At 71.4% G+C, this 22,467-nt stretch carries 21 protein-coding genes; 11 read left to right on the top strand and 10 right to left on the bottom strand.

Features of this window, described 5'->3' with window-relative positions; translation table 11 throughout:
* Positions 1-4: 4 nt before the first annotated feature.
* Positions 5-880 carry a 3-hydroxybutyryl-CoA dehydrogenase gene (locus tag AQJ54_RS26860; protein WP_020137991.1) on the bottom strand — a complete coding sequence of 292 codons (876 nt, stop codon included), beginning with the start codon at positions 878-880 and terminating at the stop codon, positions 5-7.
* A 182-nt stretch (positions 881-1,062) separates the two neighbouring features.
* Between AQJ54_RS26860 and AQJ54_RS26855 the strand changes: the two genes are divergently transcribed.
* Positions 1,063-2,289 (top strand): glycoside hydrolase family 10-like protein, encoded by a 1,227-nt coding sequence (locus AQJ54_RS26855; protein ID WP_062241600.1) that lies wholly within the window; start codon positions 1,063-1,065, stop codon positions 2,287-2,289.
* A 41-nt stretch (positions 2,290-2,330) separates the two neighbouring features.
* Here the strand turns inward: AQJ54_RS26855 and AQJ54_RS26850 are convergent, their stop codons facing one another.
* Together AQJ54_RS26850 and AQJ54_RS26845 are read right to left on the bottom strand one after the other, a co-directional pair.
* Positions 2,331-2,531 carry a DUF1918 domain-containing protein gene (locus tag AQJ54_RS26850; protein ID WP_020137993.1) on the bottom strand — a complete coding sequence of 67 codons (201 nt, stop codon included), beginning with the start codon at positions 2,529-2,531 and terminating at the stop codon, positions 2,331-2,333.
* Between the two features lie 84 nt (positions 2,532-2,615).
* Positions 2,616-3,527 (bottom strand): DMT family transporter, encoded by a 912-nt coding sequence (locus AQJ54_RS26845; RefSeq protein ID WP_062241598.1) that lies wholly within the window; start codon positions 3,525-3,527, stop codon positions 2,616-2,618.
* Between AQJ54_RS26845 and AQJ54_RS26840 the strand changes: the two genes are divergently transcribed.
* From AQJ54_RS26840 to AQJ54_RS26830, 3 genes are all read left to right on the top strand, one after another.
* Entirely contained in the window at positions 3,526-4,995 is a 1,470-nt protein-coding gene (locus AQJ54_RS26840) for an aminotransferase-like domain-containing protein (RefSeq protein WP_062241596.1), read from the top strand. The two genes, AQJ54_RS26845 and AQJ54_RS26840, sit on opposite strands and share 2 nt — an antisense overlap.
* Before the next feature lie 55 nt (positions 4,996-5,050).
* Positions 5,051-5,488, top strand: coding sequence for a GNAT family N-acetyltransferase (locus AQJ54_RS26835; RefSeq protein WP_062241594.1), 438 nt, complete (start codon positions 5,051-5,053; stop codon positions 5,486-5,488).
* A gap of 79 nt (positions 5,489-5,567) precedes the next feature.
* The gene (locus AQJ54_RS26830) at positions 5,568-6,161 is read left to right on the top strand and encodes a histidine phosphatase family protein (RefSeq protein ID WP_062241592.1); all 594 of its coding nucleotides are present in this window, start codon (positions 5,568-5,570) and stop codon (positions 6,159-6,161) included.
* Between the two features lie 49 nt (positions 6,162-6,210).
* Here AQJ54_RS26830 and AQJ54_RS26825 read toward each other — a convergent pair whose 3' ends face one another.
* Positions 6,211-6,663 carry a DUF6314 family protein gene (locus AQJ54_RS26825; protein ID WP_062241590.1) on the bottom strand — a complete coding sequence of 151 codons (453 nt, stop codon included), beginning with the start codon at positions 6,661-6,663 and terminating at the stop codon, positions 6,211-6,213.
* A 193-nt stretch (positions 6,664-6,856) separates the two neighbouring features.
* Between AQJ54_RS26825 and AQJ54_RS26820 the strand changes: the two genes are divergently transcribed.
* Positions 6,857-9,334, top strand: coding sequence for an alpha-L-arabinofuranosidase C-terminal domain-containing protein (locus tag AQJ54_RS26820; protein ID WP_062241588.1), 2,478 nt, complete (start codon positions 6,857-6,859; stop codon positions 9,332-9,334).
* Between the two features lie 18 nt (positions 9,335-9,352).
* On the opposite strand, the gene AQJ54_RS26815 is transcribed toward AQJ54_RS26820, so the two are convergent.
* On the bottom strand, positions 9,353-9,790 hold the full coding sequence (locus tag AQJ54_RS26815) for a carboxymuconolactone decarboxylase family protein (protein ID WP_062241586.1): 438 nt from the start codon (positions 9,788-9,790) through the stop codon (positions 9,353-9,355).
* Between the two features lie 183 nt (positions 9,791-9,973).
* Between AQJ54_RS26815 and AQJ54_RS26810 the strand changes: the two genes are divergently transcribed.
* Genes AQJ54_RS26810 through AQJ54_RS26785 form a run of 6 tightly spaced genes read left to right on the top strand, consistent with a single transcriptional unit; the run spans position 9,974 to position 17,474 of the window.
* The gene (locus AQJ54_RS26810; RefSeq protein ID WP_107121150.1) at positions 9,974-12,595 is read left to right on the top strand and encodes a YfhO family protein; all 2,622 of its coding nucleotides are present in this window, start codon (positions 9,974-9,976) and stop codon (positions 12,593-12,595) included.
* A 45-nt stretch (positions 12,596-12,640) separates the two neighbouring features.
* Entirely contained in the window at positions 12,641-13,669 is a 1,029-nt protein-coding gene (gene argC, locus AQJ54_RS26805) for an N-acetyl-gamma-glutamyl-phosphate reductase (protein WP_062241585.1), read from the top strand.
* Positions 13,666-14,817: a bifunctional glutamate N-acetyltransferase/amino-acid acetyltransferase ArgJ gene (gene argJ, locus AQJ54_RS26800; protein WP_062241582.1), complete on the top strand. Its 1,152-nt coding sequence runs from the start codon at positions 13,666-13,668 to the stop codon at positions 14,815-14,817. Before argC ends, argJ begins: the two co-directional genes overlap by 4 nt.
* Positions 14,814-15,725, top strand: a complete 912-nt coding sequence (argB, locus tag AQJ54_RS26795) for an acetylglutamate kinase (RefSeq protein WP_062028354.1) — start codon at positions 14,814-14,816, stop codon at positions 15,723-15,725. The genes argJ and argB overlap by 4 nt, the downstream gene beginning before the upstream one ends.
* Positions 15,722-16,909 carry an acetylornithine transaminase gene (locus tag AQJ54_RS26790; protein WP_062241580.1) on the top strand — a complete coding sequence of 396 codons (1,188 nt, stop codon included), beginning with the start codon at positions 15,722-15,724 and terminating at the stop codon, positions 16,907-16,909. Before argB ends, AQJ54_RS26790 begins: the two co-directional genes overlap by 4 nt.
* 19 nt (positions 16,910-16,928) lie before the next feature.
* Positions 16,929-17,474: an arginine repressor gene (locus AQJ54_RS26785; protein WP_020138005.1), complete on the top strand. Its 546-nt coding sequence runs from the start codon at positions 16,929-16,931 to the stop codon at positions 17,472-17,474.
* A 64-nt stretch (positions 17,475-17,538) separates the two neighbouring features.
* Here AQJ54_RS26785 and AQJ54_RS26780 read toward each other — a convergent pair whose 3' ends face one another.
* The 5 genes from AQJ54_RS26780 to AQJ54_RS26760 form a co-directional block, all read right to left on the bottom strand.
* The gene (locus AQJ54_RS26780) at positions 17,539-18,339 is read right to left on the bottom strand and encodes an FAD:protein FMN transferase (protein ID WP_248845447.1); all 801 of its coding nucleotides are present in this window, start codon (positions 18,337-18,339) and stop codon (positions 17,539-17,541) included.
* Positions 18,332-19,123 (bottom strand): FMN-binding protein, encoded by a 792-nt coding sequence (locus tag AQJ54_RS26775; RefSeq protein WP_062241576.1) that lies wholly within the window; start codon positions 19,121-19,123, stop codon positions 18,332-18,334. The genes AQJ54_RS26780 and AQJ54_RS26775 overlap by 8 nt, the downstream gene beginning before the upstream one ends.
* Positions 19,124-19,152: 29 nt before the next feature.
* Positions 19,153-20,535, bottom strand: coding sequence for a ferredoxin reductase family protein (locus tag AQJ54_RS26770; protein WP_062028346.1), 1,383 nt, complete (start codon positions 20,533-20,535; stop codon positions 19,153-19,155).
* Positions 20,536-20,612: 77 nt separating this feature from the next.
* Positions 20,613-21,071 (bottom strand): FMN-binding protein, encoded by a 459-nt coding sequence (locus AQJ54_RS26765; RefSeq protein WP_062241574.1) that lies wholly within the window; start codon positions 21,069-21,071, stop codon positions 20,613-20,615.
* A gap of 19 nt (positions 21,072-21,090) precedes the next feature.
* A complete protein-coding gene (locus tag AQJ54_RS26760; protein WP_062241572.1) occupies positions 21,091-22,443 on the bottom strand; it encodes a ferredoxin reductase family protein in 1,353 nt (450 codons plus the stop codon).
* Positions 22,444-22,467 lie beyond the last annotated feature (24 nt).

Below are 22,467 nucleotides of genomic sequence, written 5' to 3'. Positions count from 1 at the left end.
CGGGTCAGCCGTAGGTGTAGAAGCCCGAGCCGGACTTGCGGCCCAGCCGGCCCGCGTCGACCATGCGCTGCAGGAGCGGGGGAGCGGCGTACAGCGGCTCCTTGTACTCCTCGTACATCGAGAAGGCGACCGAGGCCACGGTGTCCAGGCCGATCAGGTCGGAGAGCTTCAGCGGGCCCATCGGGTGGGCGCAGCCGAGCTCCATGCCGTTGTCGATGTCCTCGCGGCTCGCAATCCCCGACTCGAACATCCGGATCGCGGACAGCAGATACGGGATCAGCAGCGCGTTGACCACGAAGCCGGAGCGGTCCTGGGCGCGGATGGCGTGCTTGCCGAGGAGCTTCTCGGCGAAGGCCTGGGCGCGGGCCAGGGTGCCCTCGGAGGTGGTGAGCGCCGGGATCAGCTCGACGAGCTTCTGCACCGGGGCCGGGTTGAAGAAGTGGATGCCGACGACCTGGTCGGGCCGCGAGGTGGCCACCGCCAGCTTCACCAGCGGGATGGAGGAGGTGTTGGAGGCCAGGATGGCGTCCGGGCGGGTCACCACCTGGTCGAGCACCTGGAAGATCTCGGTCTTCACCTGCTCGTTCTCCACCACGGCCTCGATGACGAGGTCCCGGTCCGCGAACTCGCCGAGATCGGTGGTGAAGGAGAGCCGGGCCTGGGTGGCGGCCAGCTCGTCCGCGCTGATCTTGCCGCGTTCGGCGGCCTTGGTGAGGGAGTTGAACAGCCGGGTGCGGCCGATCTCCAGGGCCTCGCCGGTGGTCTCGGCGACCTTCACGTCCAGACCGGCGCGGGCGCACACCTCGGCGATGCCCGCCCCCATCTGGCCGCAGCCCACCACTCCGACGCGCGCGATGTCTCCCGCCGGGAAGTCCGTCACTTCGTACCTTTCGCTGGTCTTCGCCTGCCGGCAGGTTCGCCGTGGTCCGGCTCCTGCTCCGTTCGAGCACGTTACTCCCAAGTATCGATGATCGATCGCCTGGGGCGGTCATCCGTCGGGCATTCTGGGGCGCTGAGACGATCCGTGACCGAGCGGATCCATGGTGTTGGGGGAGTGTGCACATGGGACGTCTGTCGCGCCGGGCCTTCGCGCTGGCCGCGTTGTCGACCCTCACGACGGCCTCGGGAGCGGTGGCCGCGCCCCGGCGTCCGTGGTGGCTGCCGACCGAGATGCGGGGCGTGTGGCTGGCCACCGTGTCCAACCGGGACTGGCCCTCCAAGCCCGGGCTGACCGCCGCACAGCAGCGCGCCGAGCTGATCGCCCACCTCGACCGGGCCGCGGCGGACCGTCTGAACACGGTGATCCTCCAGGTACGGCCCACCGCCGACGCCCTGTGGCCCTCGCCCTACGAGCCCTGGTCGCAGTACCTCACCGGGACGCAGGGCAAGAACCCCGGCTGGGACCCGCTGGGCACGGCCGTCACCGAGGCGCACCGGCGGGGCCTGCAACTGCACGCCTGGTTCAACCCGTACCGCGTCGCCAACCACACGGACCCGACCAAGCTCGCCGCCTCCCACCCCGCCCGCAAGCACCCGGACTGGGTGGTGCCGTACGGCGGCAAGCTCTACTACAACCCCGGGCTGCCCGAGGTGCGCGCCTTCGTCGAGAAGGCGATCCTCGACGCGGTCCGCAAGTACCCCGTGGACGCGGTCCACTTCGACGACTACTTCTACCCGTACCCGGTGGCCGGCCAGACCTTCGACGACGACGCGGCCTACGACCGCTACGGCGGCGCCTTCGTCAACCGGGCCGCCTGGCGGCGGGACAACATCGACAAGCTGGTCCGGGAGACGGCGGCGGCCGTGCGGCGGATCCGGCCCACCGCGCAGTTCGGCATCAGCCCGTTCGGGGTCTGGCGCAACGCCGTCACCGACCCGCTCGGCTCGGACACGCGCGCGGGGGTGCAGTCGTACGACGACAACTTCGCCGACACCCGCAAGTGGGTGCGCGAGGGCTGGATCGACTACCTGGTGCCGCAGCTCTACTGGAACATCGGGTTCGCCGCCGCCGACTACGCCAAGCTGGTGCCCTGGTGGGCGGAGCAGGCGCGTGGGAGCAGGACGAAGCTGTACCTGGGCGAGGCCCTCTACAAGGCGGGGGATCCGGCACAGTCCGCCGCCTGGCAGGATCCCGCGGAGCTGTCCAGGCACCTCACGCTCGCGCGGCAGTACCAACAGGTGCGCGGACATGTCTTCTTCGCCGCCCGAGAGGTCGCCTCCGACCCGATCGGGGCGATGGCCCGCGTGGGGGCCGACCACTACCAGGTGCCGGCGGTGCCACCGCGTTAGACCAGGGACCGGTCCTGTGCAGGCGGTGCCACCGCGCCGGATCAGCGACCGGTTCGGTGCAGGCGGTGCCTGATCTCGGTGTCGGGGCCCGGTGAGCACACGCCCTCGTGCCCGTCCTCGAAGCGGACGCGGTACGGGGGGTTGCCCTCCTGCCCCATCACCTCGACGATCTCGCCGACCTTGTCCTGCTGTCCGACCACCCTGCCGTGCTGGACGAGCTGGTCGCCCACGGTTGCGCGCATCAGCCGTGCCTCCTCACCGAGTGAGCGGTCCGTGGCCTGATTTTACGGCGCGGGGGCCCACCGGGAACGGCGCGTACGCGCCGCTCAGCCCCGCGCCCGCTGGGTGACCGCGATGCACACCAGCACCGCCGCGGCCGTCAGCGGGGCGGCCACCGTCAAGTGCTCGCCGAGCAGCAGCACCGACCACACCAGTGTGAGCAGGGGCTGGGCAAGCTGCAACTGGCTGGCCTTGGGGATGCCGATCGCCGCCATGCCCCGGTACCAGACGACCAGGCCGAGGAACTGCGAACCTGCCGCCACCCACAGCAGCCCGGCCACGCTGTGCGCGCCGAGGTGCACCGGCTCGTGGGACAGGGCGAGCGCCGCCGCGGGCACGCTGAGCGGCAGGCACAGCACCAGCGCCCAGGCGATGACCTGCCAGCCGGGCATGGTCCGGGCCAGTCGGCCGCCCTCGGTGTAGCCGGCCGCGCACACCAGCAGCGCAGCGAAGAGATACAGGTCGGCGGTGGTCAGGGCGCCGCCGCTCTGCTGCACGGTGAAGGCCACCACCGCGGCCGCGCCGGCGAGCGCCGCCGCCCAGAAGGTCCGCGAGGGGCGGGTGCCGACGCGCAGGGCCGACAGCAGCGCGGTCGTCAGGGGGAGCAGACCGACCACGACGGCCGCGTGGGCGGTGGTCGACGTCCGAAGGGCCAGCGTGGTCAGCAGCGGGAACCCGACGACCACCCCGGCCGCGACCACCGCGAGCCCGGGCCAGTGCGCGCGGGCCGGCAGCGGGATCCGCAGCGCCAGCAGACAGCCGCCCGCGACGAGTGCCGCGAGAACGCTGCGCACCGCGACCAGGGACCAGGGCCCGAACCCCTCCAGACCCCACGCGGTGGCGGGGAAGGTGAGGGAGAACGCGGCGACTCCGAGGGCGGCCTGGACCGTGCCGAAGGACCTCGCGGGGGCGGGAACCGCTATCCGGGTCGGTGCGGTAGCGCTACTCTGTGCTCTCATGCAAGAGCGTAGCAGCGTCGATGAACTGGCGGAACGGCTGAGGCGAGAGCTGGACCGCTACTCTCCGGGTGGAAAGCTCCCGTCGAGCCGGGTCCTCGTCGACCGCTTCCGGGTCAGCCCCGTGACCGTCTCCCGCGCCCTCGCCCAGCTCGCCGCCGAGGGGCTGGTGGTGACCCGCCCCGGCGCCGGTGCGTTCCGTGCCCGGGCCCGTACGGCCGCCACCGCGACCGGGGACACCTCCTGGCAGGAGGTCGCGCTGAGCGCGGACGGCGCCGCCGACCTCGTACCGCGCTCCGTCGACGCGTCCGGCGTCCTGGTGTCGCTGGCCGCTCCGCCGCCCGGTGTGATCGAGTTCAACGGCGGCTATCTGCACCCCTCCCTCCAGCCCGAGCGGGCGATGTCCGCGGCCCTGGCCCGCGCGGGCCGCCGCCCCGGCGCCTGGGGCCGACCGCCCACCGAGGGTCTGCCGGACCTGCGCGAGTGGTTCGCGCGCATCATCGGCGGAGCCGTCACCGCGGCCGAGGTGCTGATCACCGCGGGCGGCCAGTCCGCGCTCACCACCGCCCTGCGCGCCCTGGCCCCGCCCGGCGCCCCCGTCCTGGTCGAGTCGCCCACCTACCCCGGCATGCTGGCGATCGCCCGCTCGGCGGGCCTGCGCCCGGTCCCCGTCCCCGTGGACGCGGACGGGGTGAAGCCCGCCCTCCTCGCCGACGCGTTCCGGGCGACCGGTGCCCGGGTCTTCGTCTGCCAGCCGCTCTTCCAGAACCCGACCGGCGCGGTGCTGGCCCCCGAACGCCGCGGCGAGGTGCTGCGGATCGCCCGCGAGGCCGGCGCGTTCGTCGTCGAGGACGACTTCGTACGGCGGCTGGTGCACGAGGACGCCGGTCCGCTGCCGCGCCCGCTGGCCGCCGACGACCCCGACGGAGTCGTGGTCCATGTCGGCTCGCTGACCAAGGCGACCTCGCCGAGCTTCCGGGTCAGTGCCCTGGCCGCGCGCGGGCCGGTGCTCCAGCGCTTGCGCGCGATCCAGATCGTCGACACCTTCTTCGTGCCCCGCCCGCTCCAGGAGGCGGCCCTGGAACTCGTCGGCTCCCCGGCCTGGCCCCGCCATCTGCGGTCCATCTCGGCCGAGTTGAAGGCCCGCCGCGACACCATGACCACCGCGCTCCGGCTGGAGCTGCCCGAACTGTCCCTCCCGCACGTCCCGTCGGGCGGCTACCACCTGTGGCTGCGGCTGCCCGACGGCACGGCCGAGACCGCTCTGACGACGGCCGCCCTCCGTGCGGGCGTCGCGATCACCCCCGGCCGCCCCTACTTCAGCGCCGAACCCCCGGCCGGCCACCTCCGCCTGAGCTTCGCAGCGGTGGCGGGTCCCCAGGAGATCCAGGAGGGCGTACGACGCCTCCGCAGGGCCTGCGAGGAGGTGCTCCGGGCTCCCGGCACGCAGCCCTGGACGGGGTCGGTGTGACGCGGTGCGGGAAAACCGTTCGACGTCGCCCGCCCCGGCTTGTCAGTCTCCCGGCATGAACGACACCCCGCCCCTCGCCCCGGGCTACGAGATCTCCACCGACGCCGAGCGCCTCGACGTGGACCTGGTGCACCACTGGCTGTCCACCGACGCGTACTGGGCGATCGGGCGCTCCCGGGAAAGGCAGGACCGGGCGATCGCCGGGTCGCTCAACTTCGGGGTGTACGACACGGCCTCGAGGGAGCAGGTGGCCTACGCGCGCGTGGTCACCGACATGGCCACCTTCGCCTGGCTCTGCGATGTCTACGTGGACCGTGCCGTACGCGGCAAGGGGATCGGCGTGGCGCTCGTCGGAGCCGTCCGGGAGCATCTGCGGCCGTACGGCCCGAGGCGGATCATGCTCGCCACCCGGGACGCGCACGGCGTGTACGAGAAGCTCGGGTTCGCCCCGCTCGCCCAGCCCGACATCTGGATGGCGCTGACCGATCTGTGACCGTAAGCCCGCGGGCACCCAGGGTAAATCCCGGGTAACGCCTCTTGACCTGCGCACTTTCGCGGCTCACGATCACCGCATGCAACTTCGGGTCACGTTCGTCGCCGCCGCGCGCAGCTCCTCGCTGCTCACCGAGCGGTTCGAGGACGACCGTCCGCTCGACCAGGCGGGCTGGGACCAGGTGCTGGCCGTGGCGCCCGAGCTGCTGCCGCTCGCGGCGGCCGAGCTGCGGTACTGCTCGCCCACGCCCCGCAGCCGTGCCACCGGCGACGCCCTCGGATACGCGCCCCTCGTCCAACTCGCCCTGCGGGACTGTGACATGGGGCGCTGGCGCGGGCTGACCCTCGGCGAGGCGATGGCCCGCGAGCCGGAGTCCGTGGACGCCTGGCTGGCCGATCCGCGGTCCACCCCGCACGGCGGCGAGTCGCTGCTCGCATTCGTCGCCCGGGTGGGGGAGTGGCTGGACACCCGGCCGATGGAGGACGGCGGCCGGGTCGTCGCCGTCGTGGAGCCGGCCGTGGTCAGGGCCGCGCTGGTGTACGTCCTGAAGGCGCCGCCGTCGACGTTCTGGAACATCGACGTCCGCCCCCTGTCGGCCATCACGGTGACCGGCCGCGCCGGCCGCTGGAACCTCCGCTTCGAGGGGGTCTCGGCACAGCACACGCGGGCGTAGGGCAGTCACGAGCGGCGGGGCGTTCGGCCCACGCGTGCGTACCCGTTCGTCAACGTGTTCCCTCCACGCGCGTGTACGCCGTCCTCAGGACCAGGTCCTTCGCCGGGCCGCCGACCCGCCACACCGTGCGCCAGTGCTCGGGGTCCAGGACGGTGAACTCGCCGCGGTACAGGTCCGCCACGCACGGATGGTCGGCGACATGGCGGCCGGAGCCCAGGTCCAGGTCGTGGAAGGGCCGTCCGTCGGAGAAGCGGACGTCCGCCGTGCCCGGTGTCGTGCCCGGCAGGAACCGGAGCGTCCGTTCGGCGGGGCGCGCAACGCCCTGCCAGACGAAGGTGCCCGACTCCCGGGACAGCAGCCCGCCGCCCTCCAGTCGGCCGAAAGCGGTGGTTCCGGAGAACGTGCCGTCCGACCCGCTCGCCAGGTCCCGCACGGTCCGCTCGGTCCGCCACTCCCCGGCCAGATAGGCCAGCACGTCCGGCACTGGCCAGAACCCGCCCATGTGCCCCTCGCTTCCGATCACTTCCGACACTTTCGGTACCGCGCGACCCGTTGACGCTCCGGAATTCCCCTCCCTATGTTGCCGTTCGATGTGCTGATCAGTGTCCGATATTTCGAACCCACTTCGGTACAACCCAGCTTCGACAGAGCCCCGCTTCAGTAGAACCCCACTTCGACAGAGCCGCGGAGTATCCATGTCACGCACCCGCTGGAGACTCGGTCTCAGCGCCACCGCCCTGCTCGTGCCGGCAGGAACGATCCCCCCGTCCGCCCATGCCGAGGACGTCACCGACTACGCGATCACCGTCGACCCGAGCGCCAGGGGCGCGACGATCGACGACACGATGTACGGCGTCTTCTTCGAGGACATCAACCGGGCCGCCGACGGCGGTCTGTACGCCGAACTCGTGCAGAACAGGTCCTTCGAGTACTCCACCGCCGACAACGCCTCCTACACCCCGCTCACCTCGTGGACGGTCGACGGCACCGCACGGGTCGTGGACGACGGCGGCCGCCTGAACGAACGCAACCGCAACTACCTCGACCTGGGCGCCGGTTCGTCCGTGACGAACGCCGGATACAACACCGGCGTCCCCGTCGAGACGGGCAGGAAGTACGACTTCTCGGTGTGGGCCCGCGCGGCCGCCGGCACCACCCTCACCGTCTCGCTCCAGGACTCCGGCGGCACGCTCGCCACCGCCCGCAAGGTCGACGTCACCAAGAGCGGCTGGACCCGGTACCGGGCCACCCTCACCGCGACCCGGACCAGCAGCGACGGCCGCCTCACCGTGGCCTCCTCGGCGGCTGCCGCACTCGACATGGTCTCCCTGTTCCCGCGCGACACCTACCGCGGCGAACCCAACGGCCTGCGCAAGGACCTCGCCGAGAAGGTCGCCGCCCTGCACCCCGGCTTCGTGCGCTTCCCCGGCGGCTGCCTGGTCAACACCGGCTCGATGGAGGACTACAGCGCGGCCTCCGGCCACCAGCGCAAGCGGTCCTACCAGTGGAAGGACACCGTCGGCCCGGTCGAGACCCGCGCGACCAACTCCAACTTCTGGGGCTACAACCAGAGTTACGGACTCGGCTACTACGAGTACTTCCGGCTCGCCGAGGACATCGGCGCCATGCCGCTGCCCGTCGTCCCCGCCCTGGTGACCGGCTGCGGCCAGAACAAGGCCGTCGCCGACGACGCCCTGCTCAAGCGGCACGTCCAGGACACCCTCGACCTCATCGAGTTCGCCAACGGCCCGGCGAGCTCCACCTGGGGCAACGTGCGGGCCAGGATGGGCCACCCGAAGCCCTTCCACCTCACCCACATCGAGGTCGGCAACGAGGAGAACCTGCCGAACGAGTTCTTCGCCCGCTTCAAGGAGTTCCGGGCCGCCGTCCAGGCGAAGCACCCGGAGATCCAGGTCATCTCCAACTCCGGCCCGGACGACTCCGGTACGACCTTCGACACGGCCTGGCAGCTCAACAGGGACGCCAAGGTCGACATGGTCGACGAGCACTACTACAACAGCCCGCAGTGGTTCCTCCAGAACAACGACCGCTACGACTCCTACGACAGGAACGGCCCGAAGGTCTTCCTCGGCGAGTACGCCTCCCAGGGCAACACCTTCAAGAACGGGCTCACCGAGGCCGCGTTCATGACCGGCCTGGAACGCAACGCGGACGTCGTGAAACTCGCCTCCTACGCCCCGCTGTTCGCCAACGAGGACTACGTCCAGTGGCGCCCGGACCTGATCTGGTTCAACAACCACGCCTCCTGGAACTCCGCCAACTACGAGGTCCAGAAGCTGTTCATGAACAACGTCGGCGACCGCGTGGTGCCCTCGACGGCCACCGGCACGCCCTCGCTGCTCGCCCCGATCACCGGCGCCGTGGGCCTTTCGACGTGGGCGACGACGGCGGCGTACGACGACGTGAGGGTCACGGACGCCGACGGCAGGGAACTGCTCACCGACGACTTCTCCTCCGGCGCCTCGAAGTGGACGCACACCGGAGGCGGCTCCTGGAGCGTCCAGGACGGGCAGTACGTGCAGACCGACGTGAACGCCGAGAACACCATGGTCTCGGCCGGTGACCCGTCCTGGCACGACTACGACCTGAAGGTGAAGGCCACCAAGAAGGCGGGCAAGGAGGGCTTCCTGGTCGCCTTCGGCGTCAAGGACACCGGCAACTACTACTGGTGGAACATCGGCGGCTGGAACAACACCCAGACCGCCGTCGAACAGGCCGTGGACGGCGGCAAGTCGACCCTGATCTCCAAGGCGGGCTCGGTCGAGACGGGCCGTGCCTACGACGTCGACGTCAAGGTGCGCGGCCGCCAGGTCACCCTCTACCTCGACGGTCAGGAGTGGGGCAGCTTCAGGGACGACAAGCCCGCCGAGCCGTTCCGCCAGGTCGTCACCGAGGACCGCAGGACCGGGGAGCTGATCGTCAAGGTCGTCAACGCACAGGACTCGGCGGCCCGTACTGCCGTCGACCTGGGCCGCGCCAAGGTCGCGTCCAAGGCCCGGGTCACCACACTGGCCGCCGCCCCCGACGCCGTGAACAGCGAGACGTCGACGGCGGTCGCCCCGGTGCGGTCCACCTTCGACGGGGCCGCCGGGAAGTTCACGTACACCTTCCCGGCGAACTCGGTCACCTTCCTGAGGATCAGGCAGAGGTAGCCGACGGGTTCCTGAGGATCAGGCAGAGCTAGCCGACGGGTCGGTGGGCTGCTGTCCGACGGGCAGCAGCCCCCGCTCGCCGAAGACCTTCTTCGCCACCGCCGTGGCGTTCAGGGCCCTCGGGAATCCGCAGTAGCCGGCCGACTGCAACAGCGCCTCGACGATCTGCTCGGGAGTCAGGCCCACGTTCAGGGCCGTGTTGATGTGCACCTCCAGCTGGGTCTCGCAGCCGCCGAGCGCGGTGAGCATGCCCAGGGTGACCAACTGGCGGTCCCGCGGCACGAGTTGTGGCCGCGAGTAGATCTCCCCGAATCCCCAGGCGATGACCTGGTGGCCCAGCTCCGGGCTGATGTCGGCGAGCGAGTCGACGACCAGCTGTCCCACCTCGGGGTTGACGCTGCCCAGCATCTCCAGGCCCCGCGCGAAGCGCTCCTCACGGGTGGTGCTCTCGCTCATGTCAGCTCCTTCTGTCCGCACGGTTTCCCTCGGCCTCCGTCGCCTGCGGGTCGTACGGAATTCACTTCACCGCCATCGGCGGTCGGACAACCAACCGTATGCACCCCCTGTCTAAATCGACGCAGTGACGACGCACGGGGCGAACGCCCCGGACGGGGGCTTGAATTGACCAGCGAACAGGGCGTGCGACCGACCATCCCGCCCGAACCGAGGACCGCGCACGACCGGCCGGCCCGCCTCACCCCCGAACCTCCGCCGGGGCGACCGCCCGGCCCGGGTCAGGCCGCCCTGCTCGCCGCGGCGATCACCGTCGCGGTGCTCTGCGCCGCCGACGCCGTCGCGCGCAGCTACCCCTTCGGCCCGCGCACCCGGAACGTCAGCGACCTCGGCAACCAGTACGTGCCCTTCCACGCCCACCTGTGGGACCTGCTCCACGGACGCGGCAGCGGCGGGCTCCTCGTCAACTGGCAGTCGGGCTACGGGGTCGGCTTCCTGCCCGACCTCGGAACCTATCTCACCAGCCCGTTCGCCCCGCTCGTGGCGGTGTTCCCGAGGGACGAGATCGACCTCGCGGTGTACGTGATCACCGTGCTGAAGATCGCGTGTGCCGCGGCCGCCATGACCTGGCTGCTGCTGCGACTGCGACCCGGTCGCTGGTGGGCGGCCGGCCTGCTGGGCGCGTCGTACGCCCTGTGCGGCTGGACCGTGGCGACCGCGTCCTACAACCTGATGTGGCTCGACGGACTGATCGCCCTGCCGCTGCTCTGCCTGGTCGGCGAGTGGGTGCTGACCGGCCGGCGCCCGCTGCTCGGGGTGCTGGTCGTCACGGCCGCCTGGATCGCCAACTTCTACACCGCGTACATGGCCACCCTCGCCGCCGCCCTGGTGTTCCTGCTGCGGCTGTGCCTGGCCGACCTCCCGGCCCGCCGCAGGCTCACCGCCGCGGGCCGGGCCGCCCTGACCTTCGCCCTGGGCATCGGCCTGGCCGCGCCCCTGGTCGCGGTCGTGTACTTCGGCAGCGCGCACGCCTCCCCGGGCCGTTTCACGCAGTTCGCCCGGGTGGACACCGAGGACCTGCTGGCCCGCCTGCTGCCGACGACGTACAGCTTCGGTTCCCCGGCGCTCTTCGTCGGCACCACGGCCCTGCTGCTCGCCCTCGCGCTGCCCTTCCACCGAGCGGCCCCCCGCCGGGTGCGCGCCGGGTGGACGCTGCTGGTGGTCGCGGTGACCCTGTCGATCCAGTGGGGCCCGACGCATCTGCTCTGGCATGCCTTCGCCGCCCCGCAGGGCAGCTCGTACCGCCAGACCTTCGTGGTGTGCGCCCTGCTGGTGATCGCCGCCTGGCACTCCCTGTCGTACGGCCCGCTCGACCGCCGGGCACTGGCGGCGGCGGCCGGACTGCTCGCGCTCGTCGCGGTCGTGGCGAGCGGCAGCCAGCTGGTGCGCTTCTTCGCCTGGCCCGTCTTCCTGACGGCGTTCGTGGGCGCGCTGCTCGGGCTGCTCCTGCTCGGCCGTCGGCGCCCCCTCCTGCGCACGGCCCCCGCCGCGCTCGCCGCCGTGCTCCTCATCGGCACGCTGGCCGGCGAGGCCACCGCCACCTCTGCCGTGGCCACCCGGATGCGGCTCGGGCACATGGACGACTACGCCCCGTGGGGGGACCGGCAGCAGGAGCAGGCGGACGCGATCGCCCAGGCCGACGGCTGGCCCCGTTACCGCACCGACCCGGGCCGGGAGCAGACCGTCGGCAACGACCCGCTGGAGGTCGGCGGCCAGGGCGCGCAGTACTACAGCAGCCACACCTCCGCCGTGTTCAGCAGCACGCTCACCGCACTGGGGTACGGCTGGACCTCGGGCGGGCGCAGCCTCCAGAGCCTCGACAACGCGGTCACCGACGCGATCTTCTCCGTGGGCGCCCGGGTGCACTCCCCGCCGGACCCGCACCAGAACTGGTTCCCGCAGGACGGCAGCGGGGTGACCGTGACCAGGGAGGACGTACCGCCCCTGGTGACCGTACGGCCGTCCCCCGCGACCGGCGCCTTCGGTCCCTCGCCGTACCGCAACCAGGAACTCCTGCTCGGCGCCCGCGTCTACACCGTGCCCCGCGTCACCGTCCTGAACGGAGCCGGGAGGCCGGCGGACCACAGCACGGACCAGCGCCGGGGCGTGCGCGTGGGAGGGCGGGCGACGCTCACCGCCCGGTGTCCCGCGGGCGACGAGGTCTACCTCTGGGCGCCGCACTTCGGGGGCAGCGCACGACTCGCCGGGCCCACCGCCGACGGCCTGACCGGCCGGTTCCGCGCCGACTGGCCCGTCACCAAGATCGCCGCCGTGCAGCGCCTCGGCACGGTCCCGGACTCGGGGCGCCTGACCGTCGAGCTGTCCCCGTACCGGATGGGTGTCGTGCCGGACCGGGCGATCGGCTGCCTGGACACCGGCCGGCTGCGGTCCGCCGTACGACAGCTCAAGGCCACCGGCGCCACCGAGGTGACCGTCTCCGGCTCCGGGGGCACGATCCGGGCGCAGCTTCCGGCGGGCAGCACGGGGGTCGCGGTCGTCGCGGCGCCCCGGATCGCCGGCTGGCGCTGCGCCACCGGTGCCGCCGACGCCGTACCCGCGAAGCAGTACCACGGCCTGATCGCCGTACCGCTGGACGGCAGCTCGACGCGTGTCACCTGCGACTTCCGTCCCCCAGGGCTGCGGCTCGGCTCGACCGTCGGGGCCGGGGCGCTGGTCTGCCTCCTCGGGATCGGCGGGTTCAGGGTGGTGCGCCGGAGGAGAGGCGTGAGTATGCACGTGGTTGCATAAACGTGCAGCGAAACGTATAGTCATGCCATCCAGGAGGAGGATGACATGGCGGTACGTGCGGCGGTGGCCGGAGCGAGCGGATACGCGGGCGGTGAGGTCCTGCGGCTGCTCCTGGCGCACCCCGAGGTCGAGATCGGCGCCCTGACCGGCAACTCCAACGCCGGACAGCGGCTCGGCTCGCTCCAGCCCCACCTGCTGCCGCTCGCCGACCGCGTGCTCCAGGAGACCACGGCGGACGCCCTCGCCGGCCACGACGTCGTCTTCCTGGCCCTGCCGCACGGCCAGTCCGCCGCCGTCGCCGAACAGCTCGGCCCGGACGTCCTCGTCGTCGACATGGGCGCCGACTTCCGGCTGAAGGACGCGGTCGACTGGGAGAAGTTCTACGGCTCCGCGCACGCCGGCACCTGGCCCTACGGCCTCCCCGAACTGCCGGGTGCCCGCACCCGGCTTGCGGGGTCCAAGCGCATCGCGGTCCCCGGCTGCTACCCCACCGCCGTCACCCTCGCCCTCTTCCCGGCCTACGCCGCCGGCATCGCCGAGGACCAGGCCGTGATCGTCGCCGCCTCCGGCACCTCCGGCGCCGGCAAGGCGCCGAAGCCGAACTTGCTGGGCAGCGAGGTCATGGGCTCCATGTCGCCGTACGGCGTCGGCGGCGGCCACCGGCACACGCCGGAGATGATCCAGAACCTCAGTGAAGTGGCCGGCGCGCAGGTCTCCGTCTCCTTCACGCCCACCCTCGCGCCGATGCCCCGCGGCATCCTCGCCACGTGCAGCGCCGCCGCCAGGCCCGGTGTGACCGCGGAGGGCGTCCGGGCCGTCTACGAGAAGGCCTTCGCCGACGAGCCCTTCGTCCACCTGCTCCCCGAGGGCCAGTGGCCCGCCACGGCGTCCGTCTACGGTTCGAACGGCGTTCAGGTGCAGGTCGCCCTCGACGAGGCCGTGGGCCGCATCATCGCGATCAGCGCCATCGACAACCTGACCAAGGGCACCGCGGGCGGTGCCGTCCAGAGCATGAACATCGCCCTCGGACTCCCCGAGGAGCTCGGTCTTTCCACGATCGGAGTCGCACCGTGAGCGTCACGGCAGCCAAGGGATTCCAGGCGGCGGGCATCGCCGCCGGAATCAAGGAGAACGGCAACCCGGACCTGGCCCTCGTGGTCAACACCGGGCCCCGCCGCGCCGCCGCCGGCGTCTTCACCTCCAACCGCGTGAAGGCCGCGCCCGTGCTGTGGTCCGAGCAGGTCCTCAAGAGCGGTGAGCTGACCGCCGTCGTCCTCAACTCCGGTGGCGCCAACGCCTGTACCGGACCGAAGGGCTTCCAGGACACGCACGCCACCGCCGAGAAGGTCGCCGAGGTCCTGGAGATCGGCGCGGGCGAGGTCGCCGTCGCCTCCACCGGTCTCATCGGCGTCCTGCTCCCGATGGACAAGCTGCTGCCGGGAGTCGAAGCAGCGGCCGCGTCCTTGAACGAGCACGGCGGCGAGAAGGCCGCCATCGCCATCAAGACCACCGACACCGTCCACAAGACCTCCGTCGTCACCAAGGACGGCTGGACCGTGGGCGGCATGGCCAAGGGCGCGGGCATGCTCGCTCCCGGCCTCGCCACCATGCTCGTCGTCCTCACCACCGACGCCGACCTGCCGAGTGACGTACTGGACAAGGCACTTCGGGCCGCGACCCGCACCACCTTCGACCGCGTCGACTCCGACGGCTGCATGTCCACCAACGACACCGTGCTGCTGCTCGCCTCCGGCGCCTCCGAAGTCGCTCCGGACCACGAGGAGTTCGCGGAAGCCGTACGGCAGGTCTGCGACGACCTCGGCCAGCAGCTCATCCGGGACGCCGAGGGCGCCAGCAAGGACATCAAGGTCGAGGTGGTGGGCGCGGCCAGCGAGGACGACGCCGTCGAGGTCGGCCGCTCCATCGCCCGCAACAACCTCCTCAAGTGCGCCATCCACGGCGAGGACCCCAACTGGGGCCGCGTGCTCTCCGCGATCGGCACCACGAAGGCCGCCTTCGAGCCGGACCGGCTGAACGTCGCCATCAACGGCGTCTGGGTCTGCAAGAACGGCGGTGTCGGCGAGGACCGCGACAAGGTCGACATGCGCTACCGCGAGGTGCACATCGTCGCCGACCTCGCGGCCGGCTCCGAGACCGCCACCATCTGGACCAACGACCTCACCGCCGACTACGTCCACGAGAACAGCGCGTACTCGTCATGAGCAATGTGACCCGCAAGCACACCGCGCTCCCCAAGGCGCAGATCCTCATCGAGGCGCTGCCCTGGCTGGTCCGCCACAACGGCAAGACCGTCGTCATCAAGTTCGGCGGCAACGCCATGATCGACGAGGACCTCAAGGCCGCCTTCGCGCAGGACGTCGTCTTCCTGCACCACGCCGGGCTCAGGCCGGTCGTGGTGCACGGCGGCGGCCCGCAGATCAGCGCAGCACTCGACAAGCACGGCATCGTCAGCGAGTTCAAGGCCGGCCTGCGCGTCACCACCGAGGACGCCATGGACGTCGTACGGATGGTGCTCGCCGGGCAGGTGCAGCGTGAGCTGGTGAACCTGCTCAACGAACACGGGCCGCTCGCCGTCGGGTTGACCGGCGAGGACGCCCACACCATCACCGCCACCAAGCACCAGCCCGAGATCGACGGCGAGTTGGTCGACATCGGGCGGGTGGGCGAGATCACCGCGATCGACACGGGCGCGATCGAGGCACTGCTCGCCGACGGCCGGATCCCGGTCGTCTCCTCGATCGCCCGGAGCCAGGACGACGGACATGTCTACAACGTCAATGCTGACACGGCGGCTGCGGCACTCGCTGCTGCTCTTGGAGCGGAGACTCTCATGGTCCTCACGGACGTCGAGGGCCTCTATGAGGACTGGCCGCACAGCGACGAGGTGATCAGCCGCCTCACCGCTTCCCAACTGGAGAAACTGCTGCCGGAGTTGAGCTCCGGCATGGTCCCGAAGATGGAGGGCTGCCTGCACGCCGTGCGCAACGGCGTCACCACGGCCCGGGTCATCGACGGACGGGTCCAGCACTCGATCCTGCTGGAGATCTTCACCGACGAGGGCATCGGCACCATGGTCGTGCCGGACGCGCAGGAGGGGGACGCCGAATGACCGGCAACCAGGAGCTCACCCAGCGGTGGCAGGGCTCGCTCATGAACAACTACGGCACTCCCCGGCTGCCCCTCGTGCGCGGTGCGGGCACCAAGGTCTGGGACAGCGAGGACAACCAGTACCTCGACTTCGTCGGCGGCATCGCCACCAACGCGCTCGGTCACGCCCACCCCGCGATCGTCGAAGCGGTCGGCAACCAGATCGCGTCCCTCGGCCACATCTCCAACTTCTTCATGGCGGAGCCCACCGTCGCCCTCGCCGAGCGGCTGCTCCAGCTCTTCGGCCGGGACGGCAGGGTCTTCTTCTGCAACTCCGGCGCCGAGGCCAACGAGGCCGCCTTCAAGATCGGCCGCCTCACCGGACGCGGCCACATGGTCGCCACCGACGGCGGCTTCCACGGCCGGACCATGGGCGCCCTCGCGCTCACCGGCCAGCCCGGCAAGCGGACCCCCTTCCTGCCCCTGCCCGGGGACGTCACGCACGTGCCCTACGGCGACGCGCAGGCCCTGGCCGCCGCGGTCACCGAGGACACCGCCCTCGTCGTCATCGAGCCCATCCAGGGCGAGAACGGCGTCGTGGTGCCCCCCGCCGGCTACCTCAAGGACGCCCGGGCGATCACCGCGGCCAAGGGCGCCCTGCTGGTCCTCGACGAGGTGCAGACCGGCATCGGCCGCACCGGGCACTGGTTCGCGTACCAGGCCCACGAAGGCGTGCTGCCGGACGTGGTCACCCTCGCCAAGCAGCTCGGCGGCGGACTGCCGCTCGGCGCGACCGTCGCCTTCGGCCGGACCGCGGAGCTGCTCCAGCCGGGTCACCACGGCACGACGTTCGGCGGCAACCCGGTCGCCTGCGCGGCCGGACTCGCCGTCCTCGACACCATCGAGACCGACGGGTTGCTGGAGAACGTCAAGCGGCAGAGCGAGAAGCTGCGGGACGGAATCGAGTCGCTGGGACACCCGTTGATCGACCATGTCCGGGGTGCGGGGCTCCTCCTGGGTATCGTGCTCACCGAGCCGCTGGCACCGCAGGTGCAGAAGGCGGCTCAGGACGCCGGTCTCCTGGTGAACGCGCCCGCCCCCGATGTCGTACGACTGATGCCGCCGCTGAACCTCGGCGACGACGAAGTGGACGCGCTTGTTCAGGCTCTTCCCGGCATCCTGGGTGCCGCCGAGGGAGACGGATGATCCGGAGAATGAGACGACGATGAGTCATGCGCAGGAGCACGAGCACAACGGGGGCGCCGGGCCTGCCGTGCCGCAGACGCGTACCGCGCGCCACCGCCGGATCGTGGACATCCTCAACCGGCAACCGGTGCGGTCGCAGAGCCAGTTGGCGAAGCTGCTGTCCGACGACGGGCTGAGCGTCACCCAGGCGACGCTCTCCCGGGACCTCGACGAGCTCAACGCGGTGAAGATCCGCAACACCGACGGCGACCTGATCTACGCGGTGCCGAGCGAAGGGGGTTTCCGGACCCCTCGGGCGCCGCTCGGGGAGTCGGCGAAGGAGGAGCGGATGCGGCGGCTCTCGCAGGAGCTGCTGATCTCTGCGGAGGCTTCGGCGAATCTTGTGGTGCTTCGGACGCCCCCGGGTGCGGCTCAGTTCCTCGCGTCGGCCATTGATCAGGCTGAGCTGCATGACATCTTGGGGACGATCGCCGGTGACGACACGTTGATGCTGATCAGCCGGAATCCTACGGGGGGTCAGGCGCTGGCTGAGCATTTGTTGCGGTTGGCTCAGAACGGGCACTGAGGTTGTTTGTCGGGCGCGGGTCTGTGGGGGCTTGTCGCGCAGTTCCCCGCGCCCCTAAAAAATCTCAGCCGAGCCTGGCTGCCAAGCCCCCCGTGATCAGCACCTCGTCGCCTGCCGTGATGAGCAGAGCCTCTACGTCCGGCAGGCTCTCCAGCCAGGTCAGGCCCTCCCTCGAACCCATGGCGAAAGCCGCTGTCGCCCAGCAGTCCGCCCAGGTGAGAGTGGGCGCTACTACCGTCACCGCCACCAGGTCCGTGACGGCCGAGCGGCCCGTTCTGGGGTCGACGATGTGGGCGCCCCTCTCGGCCGTGCCCGATGTCGCCACCGCCAGTTCCGCCGCTCCCGCCGCCGAGACCACGGCCGCCAGGCCGCCGGGGCGCAAGGGGTCCGAGACGCCTACGCGCCACGGGCGTTCGGGGCCCGGTACGCCCAGGAGCTGGACGTCCCCGCCGCCGTTGACGCTCACCCCGGTCGCGCCCGCGAGAGCGACGCGGCGGGCCGCGCGTTCCACCGCCCAGCCCTTGACGATGCCGGTCGGGTCGAGGCGGCCCTCGTAGCGCATGCTGAACCAGCCGTCGCTCAAGTGCTCGGCCTCGGCGCCGAGTTCGAGGACCTCGGCGACCTCGGGGTCGCACTCGGCGACCGTCAGCTCACCGCGGGCCAACCGGGAGACCTGGCTGTCGTCGCGGTAGGTGCTGAACACCTCGTTCACGCGGTGCAGTTGCGCCACCGCCTCCCGGACCGCCGTCTGTACGGCGACGGGTTCCCCGCCGCGGACGTCGAAGGAGAAGACCGTCCCCATGACCTCCTCCACGTGACGTACCGCGGCGGGAGCTTGTGCCGGCTCGGCCACCGTGTCAGCCACCGGCCTGGTCCAGCGCGGACTGGAGCGACTTCTTGTAGCCCTCGCTGGTGTAGGTCGCCCCGGACACCGAGTCGATGTCCGCGCTGCCCGCAGCCACCGCCTCCTGGTTGAGCTTCGGGATCGACAGCTCCGTCTTCTGGTCGCTGGTCCCGCCCTTGGGCGCCTGGACCGCCTCGGCGTTGGTGATCTTGCCGCCGCTGACCGTGATGCGGACCTGGACCGGCCCGTACTGCGTCTGGGCCACCGCGCCGGTGACCGTCTTGGCCGCCGCCGCTCCACCGCCGCCCGCGGGCTTGGAGGGCTGCGCCGACGGCTGGGCCTGCTGGGCGGCCGCGTTCGCCTTGTCGATCGCGGACTGGAGCGACTTCTTGTAGCCCTCGCTGGTGTAGGTCGCCCCGGACACCGTGTCGACGTCGGACTTCTGCTCGGCGACCGTGGCCGCGGTGAGCTTGGGGATGGACAGCGCGGTCTTCGCGTCGCTCTCGCCGCCCTTGGGCGCCTGGACCGCCTCCGCCTTGGTGATCCTGTTGCCGCTGACGGTGATCCGGACCTGGACCGGGCCGTACTGCGTCTGGACCACGTCACCGGTGACCGCGCCGCCGGCGGCCGCCCCCGTGCCGCCCTGGGCCGACTCCTGCGCCGCCGCCGTCTGCTGCGGCAGCGTGCCGCCCGCCTGGGCGGACGCCGGGTCCGAGGAGGGCTTCAGCGACAGCATCAGCACGACACCGGAGACGGTGGCGGCGGTCGCGAGCACGACTCGACGGACGGGGTGAGACTTCCTCATCGCTTCAACAGCTCCTGGATTCCCGTCGCTCACATCTCGAACGACTCGTGATGGATGCGGCGGGCGGGCACACCCGCCCCGCGCAGTGCTTCGTACACGGCCTGCGCGAAGCCGTTCGGCCCGCACATGAACACGTCGTGCTTGTCGATGTCGGGGAGCTTTCGCTGGAGGGACTCCGCGGAGATGTCCGGGCGCTCCCCATCCGGACTGTTGACCGCGTACATCAGCCGGGCCCCGCGCTCCTCCGCGATGACGGCGAGCTCGTCCCACAGGGCCAGGTCCTGGGTGGTGTTGGCCCGGTACAGGAGGGTGATGTCACCGGCCGCGCCCGGCAGCGTCTCGAACAGGGCCCGCATCGGCGTGATGCCGACACCGCCGGCCACCAGCAGGACCTTGCCGCGGCTGCGGCGCTGGGCGGTCATGGCGCCGTAGGGGCCCTCGGCCCACACCTTGGTGCCCGGCTCCAGCTCGCGCAGCCGTTCGCTGTGGTCGCCGATCGCCTTCACCGTGATCCGCAGCATGCCCGGTCGGGGCGCCGCGGACAGCGAGTAGGGGTGGGAGCTGAACCGCATGCCCGGTGCGAGGAACCGCCAGCGGAAGAAGTGGCCCGCCTCCGCGCCCATCCGGTGCAGCTTGCGGCCGCCGATCAGGACCGACACCACGCCGGGCGTCTCCTCGATGACCGCCTCGACGTACATCCGGTGCCGCAGGTTCAGCCGGATCGGGGTGAGGATGCGGTACCAGACGACCAGCGCGGTGACCGAGCCGTACAGCCCGTACCAGACGGTCTTGGCGACCGGCTCGACCGCGAAGTCGTTGCCGGTGGTCAGCTGGTGCCAGAAGGTCAGGAAGACCGCCGCGTACGTCAGCAGGTGCACGTGGTACCAGGTGTCGTACGGAATCCGCCGGCGCACCCCGCCGATCGAGATCAGCCCGATGAGGAACAGCAGGCCGGTGCCGATGGCGGCCTTGCCCATGTCCGGCAGCTGGTTGATGGAGTCCGTCGTCTGCTGGACGATGTCGCCGAGGCTCTTGCCCGCCTGGAGGGCGTAGCCCCACATGATCAGGAAGACGTGGGCGACGACCAGGCAGAGCGTGTAGCGGCCGGTCATCGCGTGCCAGCGGGCGACCCGGTCGGATCCCACCCGGCGCTCCAGCGCGGGCACCCGGGCCATCTGGAGCACCACGAGGGCCATCAGATAGCCCGCCAGCAGGCCGGTGATGCGGCCCGCGTTGAGGATCTTGCTGTTGTCGTCGGCCACGGACGGGGTGTTGTGCCACCACAGCCACAGCACACCGGCCGCGCCCGCCCATACGGCGATCAGCAGGACGGTCGCCGGGGAACGGCGCGGGCGGATGCGGCGCATCGTCTGGCGGCGGGCGGCGCGGCCGCCTGCGAGCGTCGTGGTCACGTTTCCTCCGGATACGGGGGCAAGGGGGGTGGGCGTGGTCCCTTGGTCCTTGGATACGTGCCGTGACGCCGGTGTGTTCAGCCGCCTGCCGAGTCCAGTGCGGACTGAAGTGACTGGCGGTAACCCTCACTCGTGTACGTGGCCCCGGAGACCGTGTCGATGTCCGCGCTCTGGGCCGTCAGCGCCTCGGTCCGCAGCCGGGGGAGGGCATAGCTGTTGATCTCCTGGTCCCGCGGGTTGTCCGACGGGTAGCTGACCGCGGTGACCTCGGTGAGTCTGCCGTCCTTGATGGTGACGCGGACCTGGACCGGACCCCAGCGGGTCTGGATCGTGTCGCCGGTGACGGTCTTCGTGCCGGTGGTGGCCGAGCCGCTGCCGCTCGACGCGCTCGCACTGCCCGAGGGCGCGGGCAGTGCCAGGGCGGCCTGCGGCGAGGCATGCGGCTTCAGCGACAGCAGCATCACCATTCCGGAGACAGTGGCGGCGCTCGCCAGCACGATCCGGCGCAGCGGACGGTTCTTCTTCAGTGCGTGCACTTCTACGGCCTCACAGGTCTCAGAGTTCGAACGACTCGTGGTGGATGCGGCGGTCCGGGACCCCGGCGGCCCGTAGTTCCTCGTACAGGTCCCGGGCGAAGCCGTGCGGGCCGCAGATGTAGACGTCGTGGCCCGCGAGGTCCGGGACGGCGGACCGCAGGGCGGGGGCGCTCAGATTCGGGCGGCGGCCGTCCGGTCCGTTGAGCGCGTACAGCACCTTCGCGCCGCGCCAGCGGGCCAGGGCCTCCAGCTCACCCCCGAGAGCGAGGTCCTCGGCGGTGCGGGCCCGGTAGAGCAGGGTGACCTCGCCCGGGAGGGTCTCGAACAGGGCCCGCATCGGGGTGATGCCGACACCGGCGGCCACGAGCAGCGACTTGGGCGAGGACTGCCGGTCCCCGGTCAGGGAGCCGTACGGCCCCTCCGCCCACACCCTGGTGCCCGGCCGCAGCAGTGCGACGGCTGTACTGTGGTCGCCCAGTGCCTTGACGGTGATCCGCATGCGGTCACGGCGGGGCGGCGCCGACAGGGAGTACGGCGTCGAGGTCCATCCCATGCCCTCCCCGAGGAACCGCCAGCGGAAGAACTGCCCCGCCCGCGCGCCCAGTTCGTCCAGCCGCCGGCCGTGCACGACGACCGAGTACACGCCGGGCGCCTCCCGGTGCACCGACTCCACCCGCAGCCGGTGCCGCAGGTTCAGCCGCACCGGGGCGAGGACCCGGAACCACAGCACCAGTGCGGCGACGCCGAGGTACAGCGCGTACCAGGCAGCGGTCGCCGCCGTGTTCCCGTTGAAGTCGTTGCCGAGGGCCAGTTGGTGGCCGAAGGAGAGGAACACGGCCGCGTAGGTGAGGAGGTGGACGTAGTACCAGAACTCGTGGCTGGTGCGGCGGCGCACCGCCCGTGCCGAGGTGACGCCGACCGCGAGGAGGATCACCGTGCCGGCGGTCGCCTTGAGCATCTCCGGGTAGTCCAGGACCACGGTGACGGTCTCGTGCCACAGCGAGGCGCCGTCCTGGGCCGCGTACCCGGCGAGGATCAGCCCGACGTGCGCGAGCAGCAGGCAGACGGTGTACCGGCCGGCCATCGCGTGCCAGCGGGCCACCCGGTCCGAGCCGACCCGCCGCTCCAGCAACGGGACCCGCGCCATCAGCCCGACCAGCACCGCGCAGGCGTACCCGCACAGCAGCCCGGCGATCCGCCCGGCCCCGGTCAGCCACCCGGCCGCACCGACCACGGAACCGGTGTCCGTCCACCACAGGGCGAGCACGGCCGCCGCCCCCGCCCAGAGCAGGGCCAGTACGACACCCGCGGGTGATCGTCGCGCGGGCGGCGCCACGGCCGGTGCCGCCCGCCGCTCGTACACGGTGGTCATAGGGGTGTCCTTTCGCCTGTCCTG

The organism is Streptomyces griseorubiginosus, assembly GCF_001514195.1.
Classification (GTDB): domain Bacteria; phylum Actinomycetota; class Actinomycetes; order Streptomycetales; family Streptomycetaceae; genus Streptomyces; species Streptomyces griseorubiginosus.
The sequence above is the reverse complement of the archived record's forward strand: the minus strand, read 5'-3'. Positions and strand labels throughout refer to the sequence as shown.